Annotated in this window: 21 protein-coding genes; 11 read left to right on the top strand and 10 right to left on the bottom strand. The window is 69.7% G+C overall.

The window, feature by feature from the left end:
- Positions 1-75 precede the first annotated feature (75 nt).
- The 3 genes from ACFOGJ_RS20155 (at position 76) to ACFOGJ_RS20145 (ending at position 2,972) form a co-directional block, all read left to right on the top strand.
- The gene (locus ACFOGJ_RS20155; protein WP_379903902.1) at positions 76-756 is read left to right on the top strand and encodes a TetR family transcriptional regulator; all 681 of its coding nucleotides are present in this window, start codon (positions 76-78) and stop codon (positions 754-756) included.
- Positions 757-860: 104 nt separating this feature from the next.
- Positions 861-1,907 carry an aromatic ring-hydroxylating dioxygenase subunit alpha gene (locus ACFOGJ_RS20150; protein WP_379903900.1) on the top strand — a complete coding sequence of 349 codons (1,047 nt, stop codon included), beginning with the start codon at positions 861-863 and terminating at the stop codon, positions 1,905-1,907.
- 12 nt (positions 1,908-1,919) lie between these two features.
- On the top strand, positions 1,920-2,972 hold the full coding sequence (locus tag ACFOGJ_RS20145) for a hypothetical protein (RefSeq protein ID WP_379903898.1): 1,053 nt from the start codon (positions 1,920-1,922) through the stop codon (positions 2,970-2,972).
- 15 nt (positions 2,973-2,987) lie between these two features.
- On the opposite strand, the gene ACFOGJ_RS20140 is transcribed toward ACFOGJ_RS20145, so the two are convergent.
- The 5 genes from ACFOGJ_RS20140 to ACFOGJ_RS20120 all read right to left on the bottom strand — a co-directional run bounded on the left by ACFOGJ_RS20140 (position 2,988) and on the right by ACFOGJ_RS20120 (position 7,040).
- Positions 2,988-3,542 carry a GNAT family N-acetyltransferase gene (locus ACFOGJ_RS20140; RefSeq protein WP_379903896.1) on the bottom strand — a complete coding sequence of 185 codons (555 nt, stop codon included), beginning with the start codon at positions 3,540-3,542 and terminating at the stop codon, positions 2,988-2,990.
- A 7-nt stretch (positions 3,543-3,549) separates the two neighbouring features.
- Positions 3,550-4,296 carry a hypothetical protein gene (locus ACFOGJ_RS20135; RefSeq protein ID WP_379903895.1) on the bottom strand — a complete coding sequence of 249 codons (747 nt, stop codon included), beginning with the start codon at positions 4,294-4,296 and terminating at the stop codon, positions 3,550-3,552.
- Between the two features lie 2 nt (positions 4,297-4,298).
- A complete protein-coding gene (locus tag ACFOGJ_RS20130) occupies positions 4,299-5,687 on the bottom strand; it encodes an amidase (RefSeq protein WP_379903893.1) in 1,389 nt (462 codons plus the stop codon).
- A 157-nt stretch (positions 5,688-5,844) separates the two neighbouring features.
- Positions 5,845-6,666: a family 1 encapsulin nanocompartment shell protein gene (locus tag ACFOGJ_RS20125; RefSeq protein ID WP_379903891.1), complete on the bottom strand. Its 822-nt coding sequence runs from the start codon at positions 6,664-6,666 to the stop codon at positions 5,845-5,847.
- 5 nt (positions 6,667-6,671) lie between these two features.
- Positions 6,672-7,040 carry an encapsulin-associated ferritin-like protein gene (locus ACFOGJ_RS20120; protein ID WP_379903889.1) on the bottom strand — a complete coding sequence of 123 codons (369 nt, stop codon included), beginning with the start codon at positions 7,038-7,040 and terminating at the stop codon, positions 6,672-6,674.
- A gap of 263 nt (positions 7,041-7,303) precedes the next feature.
- Between ACFOGJ_RS20120 and ACFOGJ_RS20115 the strand changes: the two genes are divergently transcribed.
- On the top strand, positions 7,304-7,642 hold the full coding sequence (locus ACFOGJ_RS20115) for a hypothetical protein (RefSeq protein WP_379903887.1): 339 nt from the start codon (positions 7,304-7,306) through the stop codon (positions 7,640-7,642).
- Positions 7,643-7,645: 3 nt separating this feature from the next.
- On the opposite strand, the gene ACFOGJ_RS20110 is transcribed toward ACFOGJ_RS20115, so the two are convergent.
- Positions 7,646-8,254, bottom strand: coding sequence for a Crp/Fnr family transcriptional regulator (locus tag ACFOGJ_RS20110; RefSeq protein WP_379903886.1), 609 nt, complete (start codon positions 8,252-8,254; stop codon positions 7,646-7,648).
- Between the two features lie 102 nt (positions 8,255-8,356).
- Here ACFOGJ_RS20110 and ACFOGJ_RS20105 point away from each other — a divergent pair, with 102 nt between their 5' ends.
- Complete coding sequence (locus tag ACFOGJ_RS20105) at positions 8,357-8,992, top strand: hypothetical protein (protein ID WP_379903884.1); 636 nt, start codon at positions 8,357-8,359, stop codon at positions 8,990-8,992.
- A 6-nt stretch (positions 8,993-8,998) separates the two neighbouring features.
- Here the strand turns inward: ACFOGJ_RS20105 and ACFOGJ_RS20100 are convergent, their stop codons facing one another.
- Positions 8,999-9,151, bottom strand: a complete 153-nt coding sequence (locus ACFOGJ_RS20100; protein WP_379903882.1) for a hypothetical protein — start codon at positions 9,149-9,151, stop codon at positions 8,999-9,001.
- 124 nt (positions 9,152-9,275) lie between these two features.
- On the opposite strand from ACFOGJ_RS20100, the gene ACFOGJ_RS20095 reads away from it, so the two are divergent.
- Both ACFOGJ_RS20095 and ACFOGJ_RS20090 read left to right on the top strand, forming a co-directional pair.
- Positions 9,276-9,455: a hypothetical protein gene (locus ACFOGJ_RS20095; RefSeq protein WP_379903881.1), complete on the top strand. Its 180-nt coding sequence runs from the start codon at positions 9,276-9,278 to the stop codon at positions 9,453-9,455.
- A gap of 77 nt (positions 9,456-9,532) precedes the next feature.
- Complete coding sequence (locus ACFOGJ_RS20090; RefSeq protein ID WP_379903879.1) at positions 9,533-10,060, top strand: c-type cytochrome; 528 nt, start codon at positions 9,533-9,535, stop codon at positions 10,058-10,060.
- Between the two features lie 42 nt (positions 10,061-10,102).
- Here ACFOGJ_RS20090 and ACFOGJ_RS20085 read toward each other — a convergent pair whose 3' ends face one another.
- Positions 10,103-11,410 (bottom strand): MFS transporter, encoded by a 1,308-nt coding sequence (locus ACFOGJ_RS20085; protein WP_379903877.1) that lies wholly within the window; start codon positions 11,408-11,410, stop codon positions 10,103-10,105.
- 155 nt (positions 11,411-11,565) lie between these two features.
- On the opposite strand from ACFOGJ_RS20085, the gene ACFOGJ_RS20080 reads away from it, so the two are divergent.
- Both ACFOGJ_RS20080 and ACFOGJ_RS20075 read left to right on the top strand, forming a co-directional pair.
- On the top strand, positions 11,566-12,417 hold the full coding sequence (locus ACFOGJ_RS20080; RefSeq protein ID WP_379903875.1) for a polysaccharide deacetylase family protein: 852 nt from the start codon (positions 11,566-11,568) through the stop codon (positions 12,415-12,417).
- A 7-nt stretch (positions 12,418-12,424) separates the two neighbouring features.
- Positions 12,425-13,336, top strand: coding sequence for a putative capsular polysaccharide synthesis family protein (locus tag ACFOGJ_RS20075; RefSeq protein ID WP_379903873.1), 912 nt, complete (start codon positions 12,425-12,427; stop codon positions 13,334-13,336).
- 21 nt (positions 13,337-13,357) lie between these two features.
- On the opposite strand, the gene ACFOGJ_RS20070 is transcribed toward ACFOGJ_RS20075, so the two are convergent.
- Both ACFOGJ_RS20070 and ACFOGJ_RS20065 read right to left on the bottom strand, forming a co-directional pair.
- Complete coding sequence (locus ACFOGJ_RS20070; RefSeq protein WP_379903872.1) at positions 13,358-13,834, bottom strand: hypothetical protein; 477 nt, start codon at positions 13,832-13,834, stop codon at positions 13,358-13,360.
- A 250-nt stretch (positions 13,835-14,084) separates the two neighbouring features.
- The gene (locus ACFOGJ_RS20065; protein ID WP_379903870.1) at positions 14,085-17,975 is read right to left on the bottom strand and encodes a hydantoinase B/oxoprolinase family protein; all 3,891 of its coding nucleotides are present in this window, start codon (positions 17,973-17,975) and stop codon (positions 14,085-14,087) included.
- 112 nt (positions 17,976-18,087) lie between these two features.
- Here ACFOGJ_RS20065 and ACFOGJ_RS20060 point away from each other — a divergent pair, with 112 nt between their 5' ends.
- Both ACFOGJ_RS20060 and ACFOGJ_RS20055 read left to right on the top strand, forming a co-directional pair.
- Entirely contained in the window at positions 18,088-19,455 is a 1,368-nt protein-coding gene (locus tag ACFOGJ_RS20060; protein WP_379903868.1) for a tetratricopeptide repeat protein, read from the top strand.
- Positions 19,456-19,557: 102 nt separating this feature from the next.
- Positions 19,558-20,322 (top strand): lipid-binding SYLF domain-containing protein, encoded by a 765-nt coding sequence (locus ACFOGJ_RS20055; RefSeq protein WP_379903866.1) that lies wholly within the window; start codon positions 19,558-19,560, stop codon positions 20,320-20,322.
- Positions 20,323-20,422: the final 100 nt, after the last annotated feature.

The raw sequence follows: 20,422 nt of genomic DNA, 5'->3' as shown, positions 1-20,422 counted from the left end.
TGCTGGACGGTACAGCTCGAACCCATGTAAGCAGATACTGATATTTTGGCGGCGACCGACCGGGAGCAGCAGGACATGACCGCAGATGAAGGCGGCACGACAGCACCGTCCCGCCCGGCCGCGGCGGCGCGCAGGAAAGGCGAGCGCGCACCAGCGGTCACCCGCGCCGCCCTGCTGGAAGCCGGCATCCAGGAATTCGCCGCCTCCGGCTTCGGCGGCGCGCGCACCGACCGCATCGCGCGCCGGGCCAATTCCAACGAGCGCAGCCTGTACTACTATTTCGGCAGCAAGCAGGGCCTGTACGTCGCCGCGCTGGAGCATCTGTACGAACGCCAGGCGGCGGCGGAGGCGGCGCTGGAACTGGACCGGCTGGACCCGCGCGACGGTCTGCGCCAGCTGATCGCCTTCACCTGGCGCTACTACCAGGACAACCCGGAATTCCTGGGCATGCTGGCGACGGAGAACCTGTACCGCGCGAAGCATCTGCGCGACTCCGAGAAGATCCGCGCCATCGCCTCGCCGAAGATGCGGCTGCTGGAAGGGATCCTGGCCCGCGGCGTGGCCGCCGGGCATTTCCGCCGCGACATCACCGCGACGGACCTGTTCCTGACCTTTTCCGGCCTTCTCTACTTCTACCTGTCCAACCGCTGGACCCTGTCCAGCTATCTGGACCGCGACCTGGACGCAGCCCCCGCCCGCGATGCCTGGCTGACCCATGTCACCCAGCTGACGATGGAGCATGCGTTGCGCCGCTGACCCCCATATCAGTATTTACTTACATAATGCCCGGCATTACACTGAACTGCACAGGTGGCAATGCCGGGAACGCGGCAGCGCCCTACCGGATCGGGAGCATGGAAATGAGCTTTCTCAGGAACGCCTGGTATCCGCTGTGCTGGTCGGCGGAGGTGGGCGAGGGGCTGGCGTCCCACCGCGTGCTGGGCGAGCGGGTGGTCGTCTACCGCAGGACCGACGGTACGATTGCGGCGCTCGAGGATTGCTGCCCGCACAAGTTCCTGCCGCTGTCGATGGGCCGCCGCCATGGCGACCGGATCGAATGCGGCTATCACGGCATGACCTTCGACTGCACCGGCCGCTGCACCAGCATCCCCGGGCAGGAGGTGATCCCCGCCACCGCCGCGGTGCGGTCCTATCCGATGGCGGAGCGGCTGGGCCTGGCCTGGATCTGGATGGGCGCCGCGGAGAAGGCGGACGAGAGCCTGCTGGTCGACCTGCCGCAATACCACGACCCGGCCTGGAAGGCGGTGCACGGCGCCTCCCTCTACAACGCGGCGAACTACCTGAACCTGATCGACAACCTGCTGGACCCCAGCCATGTCACCTTCGTGCATGGCTCCACCCTGGCGACGCCGGGCGGCCGCGACGTGCCGGTGCAGAGCGAGAAGACCGACGCCGGCGTGACGGTCTGGCGCTGGATCCTGGATTCACCGCCAATCCCTGTCTTCGCCAAGACCGGGCATTTCAAGGGCAATGCCGACCGCTGGCACTACTACATGTTCACCCCGCCCTCGAACTGCATCATCGACTTCGGCAGCGGCGAGCCCGGCGCGCTGACGGAAGAGACGCGCAGCCAGGGCCTGCAGATCTATGCCTGCCACTTCATCACCCCGGTGGACGATGAGAACTGCATCGACCACTGGCTGCATGTCCGCAACTTCCGCATCGACGACCCGGTCCTGGACGCGCAGCTGAACGCCGACCTGGCCGGCGCCTTCAACGAGGACAAGGCGATCCTGGAGGCGATCCAGGAACAGGAGCGACGCTACCCGGAGCGCCGCCAGATCCGGCTGGCCATCGACGGCGGGCCGAACCGCATGCGGATGATGATGCGCAAGCTGATCGAGGCGGAGGAACAGGCCGCGGCCGGCACCTCGACCGCCGCCTGAGGGGGGCATCCGTTGACGAAGCCGCCCTTCTCCATCGGCTGCAACGGCCGCGGCGCGCAGGCCTCCTCCATCGACCGGCCGGTCTCCCTGGAGGAGCCGCCGCTGGAGGAACAGTTCCGCCTGGTGGCGGAGACAGGCGTTTTCGATCATTTCGACCGCCTGCCCCTGCCCGACCAGCTGCCGGCCTATCGCGCGCTGGTGGAGCGTCATGCGCTGCCGGTACGCACCGCGAGCTGGTTCTACCGGCTGGGCGAGGACGAGCCGCTGATCGGCCGCAACCTGCAGATCGCGGCCGAAATCGGCGCGACCATGCACAACATGATGATCTTCACACATCATGCCGCGGGGCATGTCGTCACAGACGACGAACTGGTCGACTGCTACCTGCGCAGCTACGACGAAGGTGCAAAGCTGGGGGTGGAGCCCGCCTACGAGCTGCACGTGAACATGTGGAGCGAGGATTTCCGCCGGGTGACCCCGGTGGCGGAGGCGGTGATGCGCCGCGGCGTGCCCTTCAACTATGTCCTCGACTACAGCCACGGCATCTTCAAGATCGGCAATCCGGCGGAGCAGGAGATCTCCGGCGTGCGCGCCGATGTCGAGGCCGGCCGCCTGATCCTGGACCCGTTCGAGCCCGGCAACCTGGTCGACGAATGGCTCGACATGGGCATCGTGCGCTGGCTGCAGGTACGCGCCGCGGTGCCGAACGGGCCGCCGAACATCTGGTCGCTGCACGAACCGGGCCGCGGCCTGGCGGCCCTGCCCGACGACCCGGACCAAGCGGGCAAACCGGGGCGCGGAATCATGTACCCTTTCACCAAGCCGGCGCCGGGCGAATGGCATTCGCCCTGGCACGCCTGGATGCTGGAGCCCTGCAAGGAGGTGGTGCGCAAGGTGCTGCGCCACCACCGCGACACGCCGGACAGCCGGCTGGATTTCGTCACCACCGAAATGATCAACCTGCCCGACTACGGGCACAATGCGCGTTTCTCCCTCATCGGGCAGAACGCCGCCATCGCCGCCTTCGTGCGCGACAGCTGGGCGGAGATCGCCCCGGAAGGCTGATCGTGATGGCAGACGTCAGGCCGGCGCCGGCAGCCGGTAGAGGACGTGCCGGCGCAAGGGACTGCCTTCCGACACCGCCGGATGGTCGAAATCGTCCGCCGGGTCGCGGCTCATGCCCAGTCGCTCCATCACCGCGCGGGACCGGTCGTTGCCGGCGGCGGTGAAGGCGACCACCTCCGGCTCGCCCAGGTCATGGAATGCGAAGTCCAGGGCGGCGCGGGCGGCCTCCGTCGCATAGCCGCGGCCCCAGGCGGCACGCCCCAGCCGCCAGCCGATCTCGATGCAGGGGGTGAAATGCGCCTCGAACCCGGGCCTGTTCAGGCCGACGAAACCGATGAATCCGGACACCGGCTCCTCGGGCGCCGCCACCTCCACCGCCCAGAAGCCCCAGCCCTGCCGCGCGATGCGCCGGCGGATCTCGACGGCCAGATCGTCGCTTTCCGCCCGGTCCAGGCGCGCCGGGAAGTGCCGCATCACCTCCGGATCGGCATTCAGCGCCGCGAAGGGAGCGAAATCCCCCTCCCGCCAGTTGCGCAGCCGAAGCCGCGCGGTCGCGATCTCCGTCACCATCGCCGCCCTACCAGTCCGCGCAATGGCGTTCGGTGCGGCGGTAGCTTTCCTGCGAGTCCAGCAGTTCGTGCTTGGCATCGCCCTGCAGCCACATGTTCGCCAGGACCGGCTGCACGCCGGCCTTCAGCATATCCTGGGCCATCGTCTCCGCCGTTTCGCGATCCGGCGCCAGGAACGGCGTCTTGCTGCGGATCGTATATTCGATCGCGTCGGCGAACGGGCGCCGCGCCTTCAGCACCTCGTTGCGGAAGATCTCCACATGCTTGTGCTCGTGGTTCAGCACCTCCTTGTAGGCGCAGGAGGCGGTGCCGTACTCCGACGCCACATAGACCGTCATGTTCGTGAAGCCGAATACCGCGCTCACCCGGCGGAACTCCACGCAGACGCCTTTCTCCACCTTCCGGAAGCGCAGCTGGGTGTCGAACTGCGACAGGAAGGTCACCGTGGTCAGGCCCACGGTGCCATCCACCCATTCATGATCGTGGTCGATGCGCGGCTCCACCTCGGCCGCGCGACGGGCGATGTCCGGACCGGACAGGGTGAGGTCATGACTCACCGACGGCAGGCGGATCTGAGCGCTGACCAGCGCCTGGGGTGCCGGCCCCGGGCAGGCCGGCCCTTCGGCCGCCGCATCGTCGGGCTTCGCCATCTCCGCCGCCATGGCCGCCCCCTGCAGGCCGGTGGAGGCCGTCAGCGCAAGGGCTGCCGCCCGGAACAGGGCCGAAGCCGGACGAAGCTGGCGGCAGCCGGTCATCGTCAGGCGGCGGCGACCGCCGCCTCCATGCCGCGCGCCACCGACAGCAGGCGCCGGTCCTGCCCGCCGGGCAGCATCAGGTGCAGGCCGACGGCCGGCTCCCCCGGCCGGTGGATCGGCAGGGAGATCGCGCAGCCGTCCAGGAAGTTCATCGACGAGGTGTTGCGCAGCATCAGCACGTTGGTGCGGACATAGGCCTCGTCATCGGCCTCCAGCTCGGCGATCGGCGCCGCGATCGCCGCCGTGGTGGGGCCGATCATGCCGTCGAAATCCGCCATCAGCGCGCCGAAGCTGGCGATCGCCTCGGCCCGGATGCGGAACATGTCCAAGAGCTGTGCCGCGCTCTGCGTGGAGCCGGCCATGATGCGGCCCAGCACATGCCGATAGTACTGGTCCTTGTGCCCGTCCAGCAGCGGCCGGTGCCAGGCATAGGCCTCTGCGGCGACGATGCCGCCGGGTGCCACCTTGCCCGCTTCGACAACCATGTCGAAGGCCGGCACATCGACCTCCTCCAGCACCGCGCCGGCGGCACGCAGGGCGGAGGTGGCGCGCTCGAAAGACGCCGCGACATGCTCGTCCATGCCGTCGAAATGATAGTTGCGCGGCACTGCCAGCCGCAGCCGCGCCGCGGGCTGCAGCGGCGGCGCGGCGGGCTCCGGCCGGCCGTCCAGCACCGCGTCGAACAGCGCGGCACAGGTGACGCTGTTCGCCAGCGGGCCGACCGAATCCATGGTCTTCGACAGCGGCACCATGCCCTCCACGGGGATCCGCCCGACCGTCGACTTCAAGCCGACCGTGCCGCAATGTGCCGCCGGGATCCGGCAGGAGCCGCCGGTATCCGTTCCCAGCGCGGCCACCGCCATGCCGTCCGCTACCGCGACCCCGCTGCCGGAGGAGGAGCCGCCGGGGATCCGCCGGGTCTGCCGGTCCCAGGGGCTGGCCGGGGTGCCGTAATGCGGATTGATGCCCAGGCCGGAATAGGCCCATTCGGTCATGTTGGTGCGGCCGACGATGACGAAGCCGGCCTGTTCCAGGCGCGCGACTGCGGGCGCGGTGCGCTCCGCCGGCGGCCGCTGCGCGAAGATCGGGCTGCCGGCGCGGGTTACCTCGCCACGGATGTCGGCCAGGTCCTTGATGGCGATCGGGATGCCGGCGAAGGGCGGCAGCGGCAGGCCGTCGCGGCGGGCCTGGTCGATCCAGGCGGCGACCTTGCGGGCGCGCTCGTTCGCCACCGACAGGAAAGCCTTGTCCCCTTCCCCATCCAGGTCGCCGATCCGCGCCAGGCAGGTCTCCACCAGGCGGGTCGCCGTCTCCCTGCCCGCCGCCAGGTCCTGCGCCAGGCCCTCGATCGTCCAGCGCCCCTCGATCCGTCCCGCCCCGCCGTCGCTCACTTCGTTCTCCCCCTGTCCAGAATGCCGGTTGCCGGCTGCCGATCCGTCGCATTGCCGCGTCCGGCGGCCCAGAACGACAACGGGCGGCGCGATCGCTCGCGCCGCCCGCAGCGTAAACGAGATGCGACGGGCGGCAAGATGCCGCCCGCGCCCCGGATCAGGACTTCTTCTTGTCGGTATAGACCAGCGGTACCGCGGCCTCGGGGCCCAGGCAACGGAAGGTCAGGCTCTCTTCCAGGTAGAGCTCGACCTTCTTGTCGTCATGGCCCCAATAGCCGATGGAGATGTCGCGCCCGATCGACAGTTCGAAATCGCCGCCGCGCATGCTCATCACCACCGCGCCATCGACCGCCGGCGCCCAGACGATCGGCCCGTCCACCAGCTGCTTGACGTGCTGCAGGATCGGATAGCCGGCGCCGGTCACCGTCTTGGTCAGGCCGGCATAGCAGCGCGGCCCCAGGGCAATGCCGTACGGGCCGGAAACGCCGGCGTCGCGCAGCTTCTGCAGCGCCTCCACCACCGTCGCCGGATATTTCGTGAAATCGCTGGACAGCGACAGGGTCGCGTCCTTCGCCGCGGTCATGATGCCCTCGATCTGGCCCGCCGGATAGCCGGCGAAGATCGCCCGGTCCTCGGCCTGCGACAGCGCGGTGGCCGCCTTCACCACCGGGTCCAGGTCGGCATCCTTCGCGCCGCGCTCGATCGCCTCGATCTCCTCGCGATCGAGGACGAACGGCACCCGCAGCTCCACCAGCGGCAGGGAGCGGCGCACCGCGGCCTCCACCCCGTCGGCGGGCCTGGCCCGCAGCTTCTCGGTACGGCCCAGGTCCAGGGCCGAGGTGTTCCAGCCCAGCGGACCGTTGAAATCGACCAGCTTGCGGCCGGCCAGGCGGAGCTTCAGGACCTCGGTCGCCTCGCCGTCGATCTCTTCCCAGACCTCGGCGGAGAACGGCGCGCGTTCGCGTTGCAGGTCGTTCATGGCGCTCACTCCTTCAGACTTCCGATTCCCAGCGACCCGGTCGGCGTGTCGGCCTTGCCGCCCCCGCCGCCGCCGGTTGCCGCCTCTTCCGCCGCGACGATCTTGCCTTCGGAATTGAGGTAGGTGCCCAGTTCCTCGTCGAACTTCGGCACCCGGCGCCGCAGCCATTCCAGGACCATGGCGGCATGCTCGATCTCCTCGTCGCGGTTATGCGCGAGGATCTCCTTCAGTTCCGGATCGCTGGCGCCGTCTACCCGCTGCTGGTACCAGTCCACCGCCTCAAGCTCTTCCATCAGAGACACGATGGCACGGTGGCGGTCGCGGGTTTCGGGCGTCAGGTCGTCGAAGCGTTCGTGCAACCCTTCGCTTGCCATGCTCCCCTCTCCTTAGATCCATTCCAAACGAGTATGTAGGCGCGGGCCGGCAAAGCGCCAAGGCCTGCGCCGATGATCGGACCGGGTTCCGGTAGCCCCGGGCCCCTTCGACCGGGCGGCCGTCCCGGTGTTATATGCATCAGCGTTATATGCATTTGTGCCGCCCGGCGCGACAGCCCGCGGTCGAAGCGAAGCGGAGACCGGGTAACGCCGGCCAGAGGCAACAGTTCCGCGGCATGCGCCGCAAGGATGAAAGGCACAACGTGTCCGGCGATGAAGAGCCCGATATCAGCCGCCTCTTCGGCAGCGACACTGCCGCCGAGGCGGAGATCGACCTGCGCGGCATGGAGATGATCGAGGCCTTGGAAAAGCTGGGCCAGGGCATCGCCTCCCTGCCGGCCGCGACGGTGCGCGTGCTGATCGATCCCGCCTCGCCCACCAGCGGAGAGACCCTGTTCCAGCCTGTCGGCCGCTACCTGCTGGAGGCGCGCCGGGACGGCGAGGTGCTGGCGATGAGCCCGCTGCAGGCGGCGGACGGGGAGGGCCGGCCGCTGGCCGGCTTTCTCATCCACCTGCCGCGCAGCGGCCCGCCCCTGCACTGACCTTCAGGCATCCGCGCCCGGGCCGCGCGGACCAGTTGCCAGCCGAAACCGGCCGCGCGCCAGGCGCTCGATCCGCCCGTCGCGCTCCAATGCCGCCAGCGCCCGGTAGAGCGCCTCGTGGGTGAGGCCGATCTCGGTCGCCATTTCCTTCACCGGCCGGTCCAGGGCAACCGTGTCGCCGTCGGCCTGCAGCGCCAGCCAGGCAGCGGCCCGCTCCGCGGCGCCGCGCATCGACAGGATCTCCGCCCGCGCCCGCAGATCCTGCACCTGGCCCGCCAGGCGGGCAGCGAATCGGGCAGCGAAACCGGGCACTTCCGCGAGCGCCGCCCGTACCGCAGCGGCGGGAACGATCCGCACCTCCACCTCCGTCACCGCCACCGCGTCGCAGTGATAGACGGCCGAGAACACCGCCGCTTCGGCAAAGGTGTCCACCGCCGCGGCCCGGTGGACCACGACTTCGCTGCCGTCGGCGAGCGGCCGCAGCAGACGGATCCGGCCGGACAACAGCAGGTACAGGCCGGCACTGTCCGTTCCGGCGCGGAACAGCGTGGCCCCGGCGGAATGGCGCCGCGGGGGAAGGCCGTAGGGCTCCAGGAAGGTCAGGTCCGGCATGATGGACGCTCCGCGCGATATGATCCGGATCATATCTGCAGGCGGGAAAGCGCGACAGGATGCGCTCATTCCCTCCCGGGACCCGACACGAAGGAGCCAACCATGCCCGAGCTTCGCGCCCTGTTCGGCACCGCCGCGCTGACCCTGATCCTCGCCGCAACAGGCGCGGCGGCGCAGGACCAGCACGGCCAGGACCAGCATCGGCACCAGCATTCCCAGCATCAGGACAGCGCCCGCCAGGGCGGGCATGCGATGCCCGCCGCGCCGGGCGACCGGCCCGCCATCGCGCCGCCGCGCGAGGCGGGCCAGGGCGCCTTTGCCGCCCTGGCGGAAATCGTCGCCATGCTGGAGGCGGACCCGACGACCGACTGGAGCCGGGTCGACCTGGATGCGCTGCGGCAGCATCTGGTCGACATGAACGCCCTGATGCTGCACGCCGAAGCGGTGGCGGAGCGGCTTCCGGACGGCCTGCGGATGCGGGTCGGCGGCAGCGGCGCGGCGGGCGCGGCGGTGCGCCGGATGGTGCCGGCCCATGCCCGGGAACTGGACAGGATCGCCGGCTGGACGGCCGCCGCCATCGCCGATGGCGATGAGATCGTCCTGACGGTCAGTGCCACGGAACCCGGGGAGGTGGCACGCATTCAGGGGCTCGGCTTCTTCGGGCTGATGGCCACCGGCGCCCATCACCAGGCCCATCATCTGGCCGTGGCCCGCGGCGAAGGTATGCACGCGCACTGACGGCGGTCATGTCGTGCCGGGATGACGATGTGGTGAAATGACAAGCCGGCCGGCCGCCGCTAGCGTCAGCGGCATGACGCACAGGGGCGGCAGCAACAGGGGCGGCAGCAGCGGTTCGGGCGGGTCGCGCTTCGGCGCGGCGACCTTGCTGGCCGCCATGCTGTGCCTGCTGCTGGCCCTGGCGCCCGGATCGCGAGCCGCCGCTGCGGTGGCATTCGCACCCGCCGATGGCGGCGCCCGGATCGCCGGCCCGGCTGGCGATACCGGCAGCCGCAACTGCGGAATGGCACACGGAACGTTCGCCGGCAGCGGCGGCGAATGCTGCGCTGCCGCCTGCCATGCCGCCACCCTGACCGATCCGCCGGCGATGGCCGCCGCCCCCGCCCGCCCGGCCGCCGCGCCGCCGCACCGCCTGCCGGTCGGCAATCCCCGCACACCGCCGCATCCGCCGCCCAAGGCCTGATCCGCCCGTCCCGCCGGTGGACGCCTGTCCGCCGCCCGATTTCCCGGTACGAACGGATCGAACGCATGAGAGTCCAGATGCCTGCAGCCGCCCTTGCCGCGATGCTGCTTTCCGCCCCCCTGCTCACCCTTTCCCAGCTGCCCGCTCTTTCCCTGCTGCCCGCACTTTCCCTGCTGCCCGCACTTTCCCTGCTGACCGTGCGGTCCGCTGCGGCCGAGACCGGGATCCGACTGACACCGGACGATCCCGCTGCCGTCGCCCGCGGCAAGGCGGTCTACGCGGAGGCCTGCGCCAGCTGCCATGGCGTCGACCTGGAGGGCCAGGAGAACTGGCGCCGCCGCCGGCCGGACGGCCGCCTGCCGGCACCGCCGCATGACGAGAGCGGCCATACCTGGCACCATCCAGACGCCCAGCTTTTCGCCCTGACGAAGCAGGGCCCCGCCGCCCTGGTCGGCGGCGGCTACCAGAGCGACATGCCGGGCTATGACGGGGTCCTGACCGACCGCCAGATCCTGGACGTGCTGTCCTACATCAAGAGCACCTGGCCGGAGCGGGTGCGGCAGCAGCACGACCGCATCAACGCGGCTGCGGCGGGCGGCGACTGACCGGCGGGCGGGCCGGCATCTTTGCTGCAGGCCCGACCGGCCTCAGCCGGTTTCCGCCACCGGGTCCGCCACCGGGTCCGCCACGGGGCCCGGCTGCGCCGGCAGGCCGACCACCGGCGAGGCGAGGATGATCGCCGCCTGCGCCGCAAAGATCGCCACTGTCGCCATCAGGCAGGCCTCCACGCCGTAGAGGCCGCCGACGAGCGCCCCCAGGCCGGCGCCGATCGGCCGCGCGCCGAAGGCCAGGACGTTGAGTGCCGATGCCCGGCCCAGCAGCCGTGCCGGCGTGACCGCCTGGCGCAGGGTCGTGGTGCTGATGATCCACAGGATCGGGCCGGCCCCCAGAAGGAAGAAGGCGAGCGCGGCGACCCAGCCGGCGCCGCTCCAGATGGTCGAGGCAAGCAGAACGGATGCCGCCAGGCCAGATACCGGCCCGACGGCCACCACCCGCCCGAACGGCAGCAGCCGCATGATGCGCGGTGCCAGCAGGGCGCCCAGCACCATGCCTGCGCCCAGCATGGCAAGGGTGAGGCCGGTGCCGGTGGCCGACATGCCCAGATGTCGCACCGCGTAGGGAACGAACACCGCCAGGATCATGTACAGCGCGGTACCGAAGACGAACTGCGTCACGAAGACCGGCATCAGCAGCCGGTGCCGGAAGACGAAGCCCGCGCCTTCCCGCAGATCCTGGAATATCCGCCGGCGCGGGCCCGACGGCGCGCCGGTCTCAGGCAGGCGGCAGAGCGCGCCGACCGCCAGCCCGGCCAGCAGAGTGGCCAGCGCGAAAGCCGCACCGCCACCGGCCCATCCGACCACCGCCCCGCCCACAGCCGGCCCGGCGGTGAAGGCGGCGGTACGCGCGAGTTCGATTCGCGAATTGGCGACGGTCAGCTGCGCCCGCGGCACCAGCTCCGGCACCATCGCCGGCGCTGCCACAGTGAAGACCACGCTGCCGCAGACGCCGACGAAGCCCAGCACCGCCAGCAGCGGCCAGGTCAGGTCGCCCGTCAGGAACAGCGCCAGGATGACGGCGAGCGACAGGAAGCGCAGCACTTCCGCACCGACCATCAGCCGGCGCCGGGAGAGGCGGTCGACCAGCACCCCGGCAGGCAGGGCGAGCAGCAGGAACGGCAGGGTCAGGCCGGTCTGCAGGCTGCCGGTCTCCGCCACCGTCGCGTCGAAGGCGAGCACAGCCACCAGCGGCGCGGCCGCGACCGCAATCTGTTCCGCCGATTGCGCGAACAGATTGCCCCAGGCCAGGGGCGCGAAGCCCGCCCCGCTGCCATCCCCCCCGCTGCCATCCCCGCTGGCCGCTCCGTCCGATCTCTTGCCGTCTGTTGTCGCTGCCATCGCCGCCTCCTGCCTGCCGCCGGATGGCCCTGGCTAACAGGGGGGATGTCGCGGCGCCTCCCGATTCCTGCGGCCGGCAGTCAATCGGCGCGCGTTGACAGGGATGCGGCCGCCGCAGTCGAATTCCCCGTACCGACCGCCCGGAGGACCCGACCATGCCGCGCCACATCGCCTGCCTGACCTTCGACTTCGACACCTGGTCCAGCTTCGCGGTGCGGGGCATGACCACCCCGACGCCGATCTCCCGCGGCGAGTTCGGCCTGGTGGGGGCGAAGCGGATCCTGGCGCTGATGGCGAAGTACGGCATCCGCACCACCTGGTTCGTGCCCGGGATCGTGATCGACACCTATCCGGAGGCCTGTGCGGAGATCGTCGCGGCGGGCCACGAGATCGCCCATCACGGATATACCCACGAGTTGCCGGCGGCGATGGATGCGGAGCGGGAGGAGCGCGAGATGCTCCGCGCGATCGAGTGCATCCGACGCCTGACCGGCCGGGCGCCGCGCGGCTACCGCTCCGCCGCCTGGGACCTCAGCGACGCCACCCTGGACCTGCTGCTGAAACATGGCTTCGACTATGAGAGCAGCATGATGGGCCACGACCACCAGCCCTATTTCGTCCGCCAGGGCGACGTTGTGTCGGCGGACGAGCCGATGCGATTCGGCAAGCAGACCCGGCTGGTGGAGCTGCCGATCTCCTGGAGCCTGGACGACCATCCGCATTTCGAGTTCCTGCGCACCAAGTCCTTCCTGATGCCGGGCCTGCAGGCGGCCGACGGCGTGCTGAAGAACTTCACCGACGACTTCGTCTACATGACCCGGGAGGAAACCGACTGGGGCGCGCTGACCTACACCTTCCACCCCTATGTGGTCGGTCGCGGCCATCGCATGCTGCTGCTGGAACGGCTGATCCTGGCGCTGCAGGAGATGGGCGCCAGCTTCATGGCGATGGAGGACCTGGCCGACGAATGGCTCGGCCGCCAGGACGCCCGCGCCGCGGCGCAGTAGGCGTGCCATGACCGGCAACCGACCGCCCGTCCTGATTTACTGCCCTGGACGGACCGCCACCACCTCGCTCGGTGTCACTTTGACCGATCACGGCGTGGCGAACCTGGTCACCCACAACCTGGACTGGCAGTTCTGGGCGGAGCGGAACCGGCATGCCCTCGGGCCGCAGCCGAAGCCCGGGCAGCTCAACGGCATCGCCTACGAGTTGCAGCGCATGCGGCAAGCCGAGATGGCGCTGGCGGAAAGCCGAAACGGGCGGGTGCCGCCGATCAAGATCGTGACCGCGGTCCGCTTTCCCTACAACCACTTCTTCTCGGTCATTGCCTATATGGCACCCCACCAGTTCGACGCGCTGCAGCGGGCAGGCCTAGCCTCGAGCACGGACGGCGGCCTGGCCGTCGACGCCGATGGATATCTCGCCCTGTTGGAAGAGGCTGCCGCCCGTTTCTGCCGCAGCCTGGCGACCGATCCGGAGATCCTCATCCGGGCCGATACCGGCGACGGCTATCGCCCGCCCCTCGATCCGCGCGACGAGATCCGGAATTTCGCGCTGTTCTACATTCAGTACATGCAGACCTGGCTGCGTCGGGAGTTCCAGGCCGTGCTCGGAATCGACCTGCTGCGGGACCGTCCGATGGCGTCCGGCCACGGCGCGTGGATCTACGACACGGTCCATGCCCAGGTCCTGCTGCTCAAGATCGACGAGCCGGCTCTCGATTTCGGCGGCTGGCTCGGCTCGTTCCTGCAAGTTGACGGGCTGGAAATGCGGCGCGAGAACCAGTCGGCGGACAGGCATCCCGGCTTCCACGGCCTTGTGATGAGCCTCAAGGAACGTTTCGGATACAAGGCCGCTCTTCTCGGTCACTATCGCGCGGATCCCCTGCTGCAACTCCTGTACCCGGACGAGACGCAGCCTTGACGCGCCGCTGCCGGCAGCGGTTCAGAGCGGCTCCACCTTCTTGATCTTCAGGAAATAGGGCGGCCGGTCGTAGTGCTGCTCGCGGAAATAGTCCGTCTCGCTGACCCACTTGTCGGGCTCGCCGTCGCGGTCGGCCGCGCAACGCGCCGCCACCGCCGCTTCCTCATGCTCCGGGCCGTATTCGGTCCAGCGGAAGGTGCTGTCGACGAAGGAGGTCTTGCCGGCTGCGTTGTAGTGCAGGTGCGGCTCGTCCACCGCCTCCACCCCCTTGGCGCCCGGCAGCGCCTCGTGCGGCGAGTTCTGGCGCGACCAGACGAAGCAGGCGGTGCCGGTCTCGAAGACCAGCTCCTGCGGCTGCTCGACATAGGCGCCGTCCTTCTGGAAATAGACTCCCACGGTGATCCGCATCGGGGCTGCGGTTTCTGCCGCGGTCGCGGTACCGGCGAGCGGCAGGCCGGCCAGGAGGAGCGCTGCCAGTAGGCGGTGGGCTGCAGTCATGGGCGGATCCTCCGGCAACGGGTACGGCTTCGCTTGGCCACCGATCCTGGCAGGTTCACGGCGAAGGCGGAATCCGTGCCATAATATGAGAATGTCATCCCAGGCCTTGAGCCTGGGATCCATTCCACCGGCTTCGAGGTACGTCACAGCTTGCGGAATGGGTTCTCGGGTCGAGCCCGACAACGACGGGCTTCCACCTGTTTCGGCAACTCTCCAGCCGCCAGGGTGCCGGAGGTCGTCCCGTGACGCCCTATTCCGCCGCCCGCAGGTCCGCCCGGCGCTTCTCCGTCGCCGCCGCATCCACCGCCAGGCTGTCGTCGTCGGCAGAACCCGTCAGCACCACGCCGTAGATCTCGGTCGCCGCCTTCGCGCTGATCCAGCGTTCCAGCACGTCCTCGCAGACGGAAGCCGGGTCGCGGTCCAGCGGGCTGCCATAGCCGCCGCCGCCATTGTCGCGGCCCATCACATATTCGCCGGGCTGCAGTTCGATGATTGCCACGTTGGGCTGCTTCTCGCGCTTGCCGCCGGGAAGGATCTTCCAGGTCTCGGCGGCCGCGCCCGGCAGGCCGCCCAGCACCCCCTTCGGCGGGTTGTGCTGGCCGTCCGACGGCACGACGACCGTCATCGGCCGCTTCTTGGTGCCGTAGACCACCTCCGAGCCCGGCGCGCCGCGATGGCGGCCGGCACCGCCGGTGTCGGGCATCAGCCGCTGCGAGCGGATGTCGAGCGGATGCTTGATCTCGTCCAGTTCGATGCTGTCGCGATAGATCAGGCCGGAGCAGCAGGGCAGCAGGTAGGTCACCCAGCCGTCCGCCGCCGGCCCGCCAGGGCCGCCATTGGTGCCCAGGAACAGCTGGTTGATGTAGGGGGCATCGTTGCGGCGGAAATCCTCGCCCGACACGACCGCATTGGCGGCGCCGATGGAATTGCCGCCCTCGGCCAGGCCATAGCCCTCGCCGAACTTGGCGAAGGCCGACTGGGTGACGTTGATCAGCCGGTCCGCCAGGTTGGTCGTCGCCATCGAGCAGGAATGCGGGAATTCCGGGATGCCGACGACGCAGTTCTCCCGCAAGCGGATGTCGATGCGCCGGAGCGAGCCGGAGTTCTGCGGCACGTCCCAGTCGACGCAGTTGAAGACCCCGGTGACGGTGTTGTTCACCGCGCAGGCCTCCGACTGGTTCAGGCCGCAATCCAGGCAGTCCGGATTGTCCCGCAGATCGACGGTGATCTTCGCCGCCTCGGGATCGACGGTCAGCACCGCCTTCACCGGGATGCCGCCCGGCACCGCCGGGGTCGGGTCGTGCGCGGTATGGTTCTCCACCGTGCCGGCGGGCAGCTTCTCGATCGCGCTGACCATGCGGCGCTCGGAATAGTCGAACCATTCCTCCACGAAGCGCTTCACCATGTCGGCGCCGTAATGGGCGGTGAAGTCCTGCAGCCGGCGCTCGCCGGTGCGGGCGGAGCCGATCATTGCCAGATAGTCGCCATACCACTGGTCGGCGATGCGGATCCGCCGCCGGCACATCCGGATCACGTCCGCGATGTCCTGATAATCCTCCTGCACCTTCACGCAGGGGAAGACCAGCGCGCCCTCGGCATAGATGTCGCGTGCCTCGGCATAGTAGGTGGTCGGGATCGCATTGCCGATATCCGCCTGGTGCGCCTTGGCACTGGCGGTGAACAGGTGCTGCCCCTCGCCGAACACCGGCACCAGGATGGTGTGGTCGGCGGCATGGGTATTGCCCATGTAGACGTCGTTGTGCAGGTAGGCATCGCCTTCCTTCACCTGGTGCAGCTGCGTCATCGAGGCGGCCTGCAGATGCGCGCCGAAGATATGCACCGGCAGCCCTTCGGCGATCGACAGCAGGCGGTTGTCGCCGGTCACGATCGAGCAGGAGAAGTCGCGCGCCTGGTTGATCACGGCGGAGCGGCCGGCGCGCAGCATGGTGTTCGACATGTCGCGCACGATCGCGTCCAGCCGGTTCGCCATCACCGCCATGGTGACCCCGTCCAGCGGGCCCTTGCTCAGGGCAGGCGCCGCCGGCTCTGCCGCTTCCGCCGCCGCTTCCAGCGGGTGCAGGACATAGCTGCCATGGGCGGAGAGTTCCGCCCGCATGCCGGGATAGACGACGACCGTCGTGGTCGGTTCCTCGATCACGGCCGGGCCGGCGATCTGCGCGCCGGGCTGCAGGTCCTTGCCCAGATAGACCGGCATCTCCACCGCGCCGGTGGCGGCGAAATAACCCTGCCGCCGGCGATGCGGCTCCGCCTCGAAGGCGGTGGCGCCGGGCTTCGCCGCCGGCTTGGGCGTCTTCAGCTGGGCCGCGAAGCGCAGCTTCCAGTTCAGGCACTCGACGGTGGCCCCCGGTTCCTTCACCGAGAAGACGCGCTCATGCGCCGCGTGGAACGCCTCCTCCAGCGCCTTCACGTCCTCCGGCCCCTCGAAGCGGCCCTTGGGCAGCGCCACCTCCAGCTCCCAGACCTGGTAGAGATAGCGGGCCTCCACGCTGTAGGTCAGGCTGTAGTCGGTGACCCCGCGCGCCTTCACCGCCTCGGCGAAGCCCGCGATCTCATCGTCCAGGCCGGCCAGCACCGCATTGGCACCTTCAAAGTCGAAGGCATCGGTGCGGGCGACGAAGGTGCCGGTATGCTCGAAGACGATGTCGGAATACTGCGCGCCGCAGGCCGACAGGGCGGAGGCGGTGCGCGGCAGCACCACCTTCGCGCAGCCCAGTTCGCGCGCGATCGGCATGATGTTGAAGCCGCAGGAGCCGCCGCCTGCGACAATCGCGCTTTCCTTCGGGTCGATGCCCTGGTTGACGGTGATCTCCTCGATCGCCTTCACCATATGCTCGTTGGCGACCGCCAGGATGCCGGCGGCGGCCTGCTCCACCCCCTGCCCCAGCTGCGCTGCCAGGCCGCCGACCGCCTTGCGCGCCGCGTCGAGGTCCAGGGTCATGCGGCCGCCCAGGAAGTAGTCGGGGTCCAGATAGCCCAGCACGGCGGCGGCGTCGGTCACCGTCGGTTCCGTGCCGCCCTGGCCGTAGCAGGCCGGGCCGGGCATCGCACCGGCGGAATGCGGCCCGACACGCAGCAGGCCGCCGGAATCGATCCAGGCGATGGAGCCGCCGCCGGCGCCGATGGAGCGCACGTCGACCGAGGACATGCCCAGGCATTCGCCCTGGTAGCGCGGTCCCAGCCAGGTTTCGCGGGTGAACTTCACCTCGCCGCCCTGCACCAGGGAGACGTCGAAGGTGGTGCCGCCGGCATCGCAGACGATGATCGACTGGCCCATATCCTCCGCATCGGCGTAGGTCAGGCCGGCGACCGGCGCCATCGCCGGCCCCGACTTGGTCAGGAAGATCGGCCGGTTGGCGACATCCTCGACATGCATCACGCCGCCGAAGGAGGTGGAGATCAGCAGTTCGCCACCATAGCCGGCGGCCCGCAGGTCGGCCTCCATCTGCTCCAGGTGGCGGCGCATCAGCGGCCCCAGGGAGGCGTCGATGGCGGTCGCCGAGGCGCGGCGATATTCCCGGATCACCGGGTTCAGGCGATGCGACAGGGTATAGGCGGTCCCCGGCATGACCTCCTCGATCAGTTCGCCCACCCGTGCCTCGTGCGCCGGGTTCATCACCGACCAGAGGAAACAGACGGCAACGGCTTCGAAGCCGCGCGCCTTCAGCCCCTCCAGGATGCGGCGCACCGCATCCTCGTCCAGCGGGGTGTCGACCTCGCCCTCGGAGGAGATGCGCTCCGGCACCTCGAAGGTGTAGCGGCGCGGGATATAGGGCTTCGGATAGGGCACGTCCCAGCGATGGGCGTGGAAGCGCCCGCCCTCCTTCAGCACCAGCACGTCGGGGAAGCCCTCGGTCACCAGCAGGGCGGTCTTCGCCACCTTGCGCTCCACGATGGCATTGGTGGCCCGCGTGGTGCCGTAGACGAACAGGTCCGCATCGGCCAGCAGCGCGGCCCGGTCCAGGCCCATCTCGGACGCCACATTGTCCAGCGCGGCACCCATGCCGTCGAAGATCCGGTCCGGCGTGGTCAGGGACTTGCCGATCCGCAAGTGCCCCTCCCCATCGGCGACCACCACGTCGGTGAAGGTGCCGCCGGTGTCGACCGAGATCCGAAACGCCATATGCTTGTCCTCCTGAGATCCGGAGCCGGGCAGTGCCACATCGCGAAGGCGCCTGCCCGAACGGACGTTCAGCTTATCCCCGCCGCGATCCGCGGCAATCGCGAGTGCGCAGATGCACAACGAACCGTTCGCGCTGCTGCAGCAGGCCGTCGCGCTTCACCAGAGGGGCGAGCGCCGCCGCGCGATCCCGCTCTACGAACAGGTCCTGGCGCAGGAGCCCGACAATGGCTGGGCCCTGTTCTTCCGCGGCGTGGCGGCGGAGGAGGAGGAGCTGTTCGCCGCCGCGGAGGGCTTCTATGCGCGGGCCGCGGCGGCGGGCTTCGGCGAGCCGGAGCTGCTGATCGCGCAGGGCGGCCTGGCGATGAAGCAGGCACAGTGGGCGGAGGCGGTGCGGCACTACGAGAATGCGCTGCGCGTCGCGCCGGAGATCGCCGCCCTGTGGCACAATCTGGGGCTGGCGCTGAAGCGCCTGGACCGGCTGTCGGAGGCGCGCATGGTCTGGGCCGAGAGCCTGCGGCTGCGCCGCGGCTGCCCGGCCGATCCTTCCGCGATTCTCGACGCCGACGAGCGGCGGGCCCTGCGCCGCGCCAACGGGCCGAAGATCGCCCACGACCTGGCGCAGCTGCGCTGGCTGCGCGCGGAGCGGGTCGCCGGGCCGGAGGTAGAGCCAGCCATCGCGGCCCTGACGGCGCTGGCGGCGCGGGTTCCGGAAGCCGACTCCCGCCTGCGGGAACTGACGGATGCCGAGCTCGGGGCCGCCGCCGGCATCTTCAACCGGCTGGCCTTCCTGGCCGACGGCCGCGCGGTCGAGGACTCGCCCCTCGTCTCCGGGGCGGTGGCGGCCCTGGCGACCGCCGACAGCACCGCACCGGAGGACGGCCCGATCGTGATCGACGACCTCCTCGCCCCGGCGGCGCTGTCGCGCCTGCAGCGCTTCCTGCGGGAGAGCACGATCTGGTTCGAGGCGAAGGACCATGGCGGCCATGTCGGCGCCTATCTGGAGGAAGGCCTGGCACAGCCCCTGCTGCTGCAGCTGGCGGAAGCGCTGCAGGCGGCCCTGCCCCGCCGGCTCGGCCATCTGCGGCTGGCGCAGCTCTGGGGCTACAGCTATGCCGCGGCCGGCAGCGGGACCGACATCCATGCCGATGCGGGGACGGTCAGCGCCAATCTGTGGCTCACCCCGACGGAAGCCTGCCGGCAGGGCGGCGGGCTGCAGCTCTACGATGCACGGGTGCCGTCGGACTGGCGCTTCGAGGAGGTCAACGGGCCGGCGGAACGGCTGCGCAGCTGGCTGGCGGAGGCCGCGCCGGCGGCCCGGACGATCGCCTATCGCGGCAACCGCCTGGTGCTGTTCGACGGCCGCGCACCGCACCGGACGGAGCCCTTCCGCTTCGCCCCCGGCTTCGACAATCGACGCCTCAACCTGACCCTCCTGTTCGATGCCCCCGACAGCGGCCTCGCCGCCAGCCAGTGGCACTGACCCGAAAAGCCGCACGTTTCTCACAACGGTCCGAAAGATGCGCGGAACAAGCGTCCCCGTAATGCGTTTCACAGGCGTCCCTCAACCACGGAGGATCGAGCCATGAACGGACGCATTCGGAGCCTTGGCGCGTCGGTGGCCCTGGCCGCGCTGCTCGCGGGCGGCCCGGCGCTGGCGGCCGGCGACACCACCACCGCCGACGCGAAGGTAGAGACCCGGACCACGGTCATCACCACCAAGAAGGCGGAGCCGGCCGTGCCCGAGCAGCAGGGCGCGGCGATCACCGACGAGCTGGAAGACGCGGAGGAGACGGTCCGCGGCGCGAAGGCGGCCATCGCGAAGATGAAGGGCAATGCCGAACTCACTGGCCTGATGCAGCGCGCGAAGGGCATCTACATCGTGCCGGAATTCGCCAAGGGCGCCATCGTCGTCGGCGGCTGGGGCGGCGAGGGCGTGCTGCTGACCCGCAATGGCAGCGGCTGGTCCGGCCCGGCCTTCTATGACATCGCCGCCGTCAGCGCCGGTGCGGAGATCGGCTTCACCTCGGGCACCGTCGCCTATCTGCTGCTGAGCGACAGCGCGCTGGACGAGTTCCGCACCGACGAGAGCTTTTCGCTGGGCGCGAATGCGGAGCTGACCGTGGTCGACTTCTCCGCGCAGGCCAAGGCGACCCTTGGCGACAAGGACATCGTCGTCTGGTCGGACACCGAAGGTGCCTATGTCGGTGCCGGCGGCAGCGTCTCGGACATCAACTGGGATGCCGAGGCGAACAATGCCTATTACCGCAAGGACGTGACCGTCCGGCAGATCCTGAACGGCGAGGTGCAGAGCCCGAACATGAGCCTGCAGGACGCCCTGTCGGGCTGACCCTGGCGGGCTGACCCTGGCGGGTTAACCTTGCAGCCGCCGCAAAGCGGCAGTTGCGGAAACGCCCCCGGGCCAGCGGCCCGGGGGCGTTTTCATGTCA

This window comes from Marinibaculum pumilum (assembly GCF_042646425.1).
GTDB lineage: Bacteria > Pseudomonadota > Alphaproteobacteria > Ferrovibrionales > Ferrovibrionaceae > Marinibaculum > Marinibaculum pumilum.
This window is presented reverse-complemented; position numbering and strand designations above follow the sequence as displayed.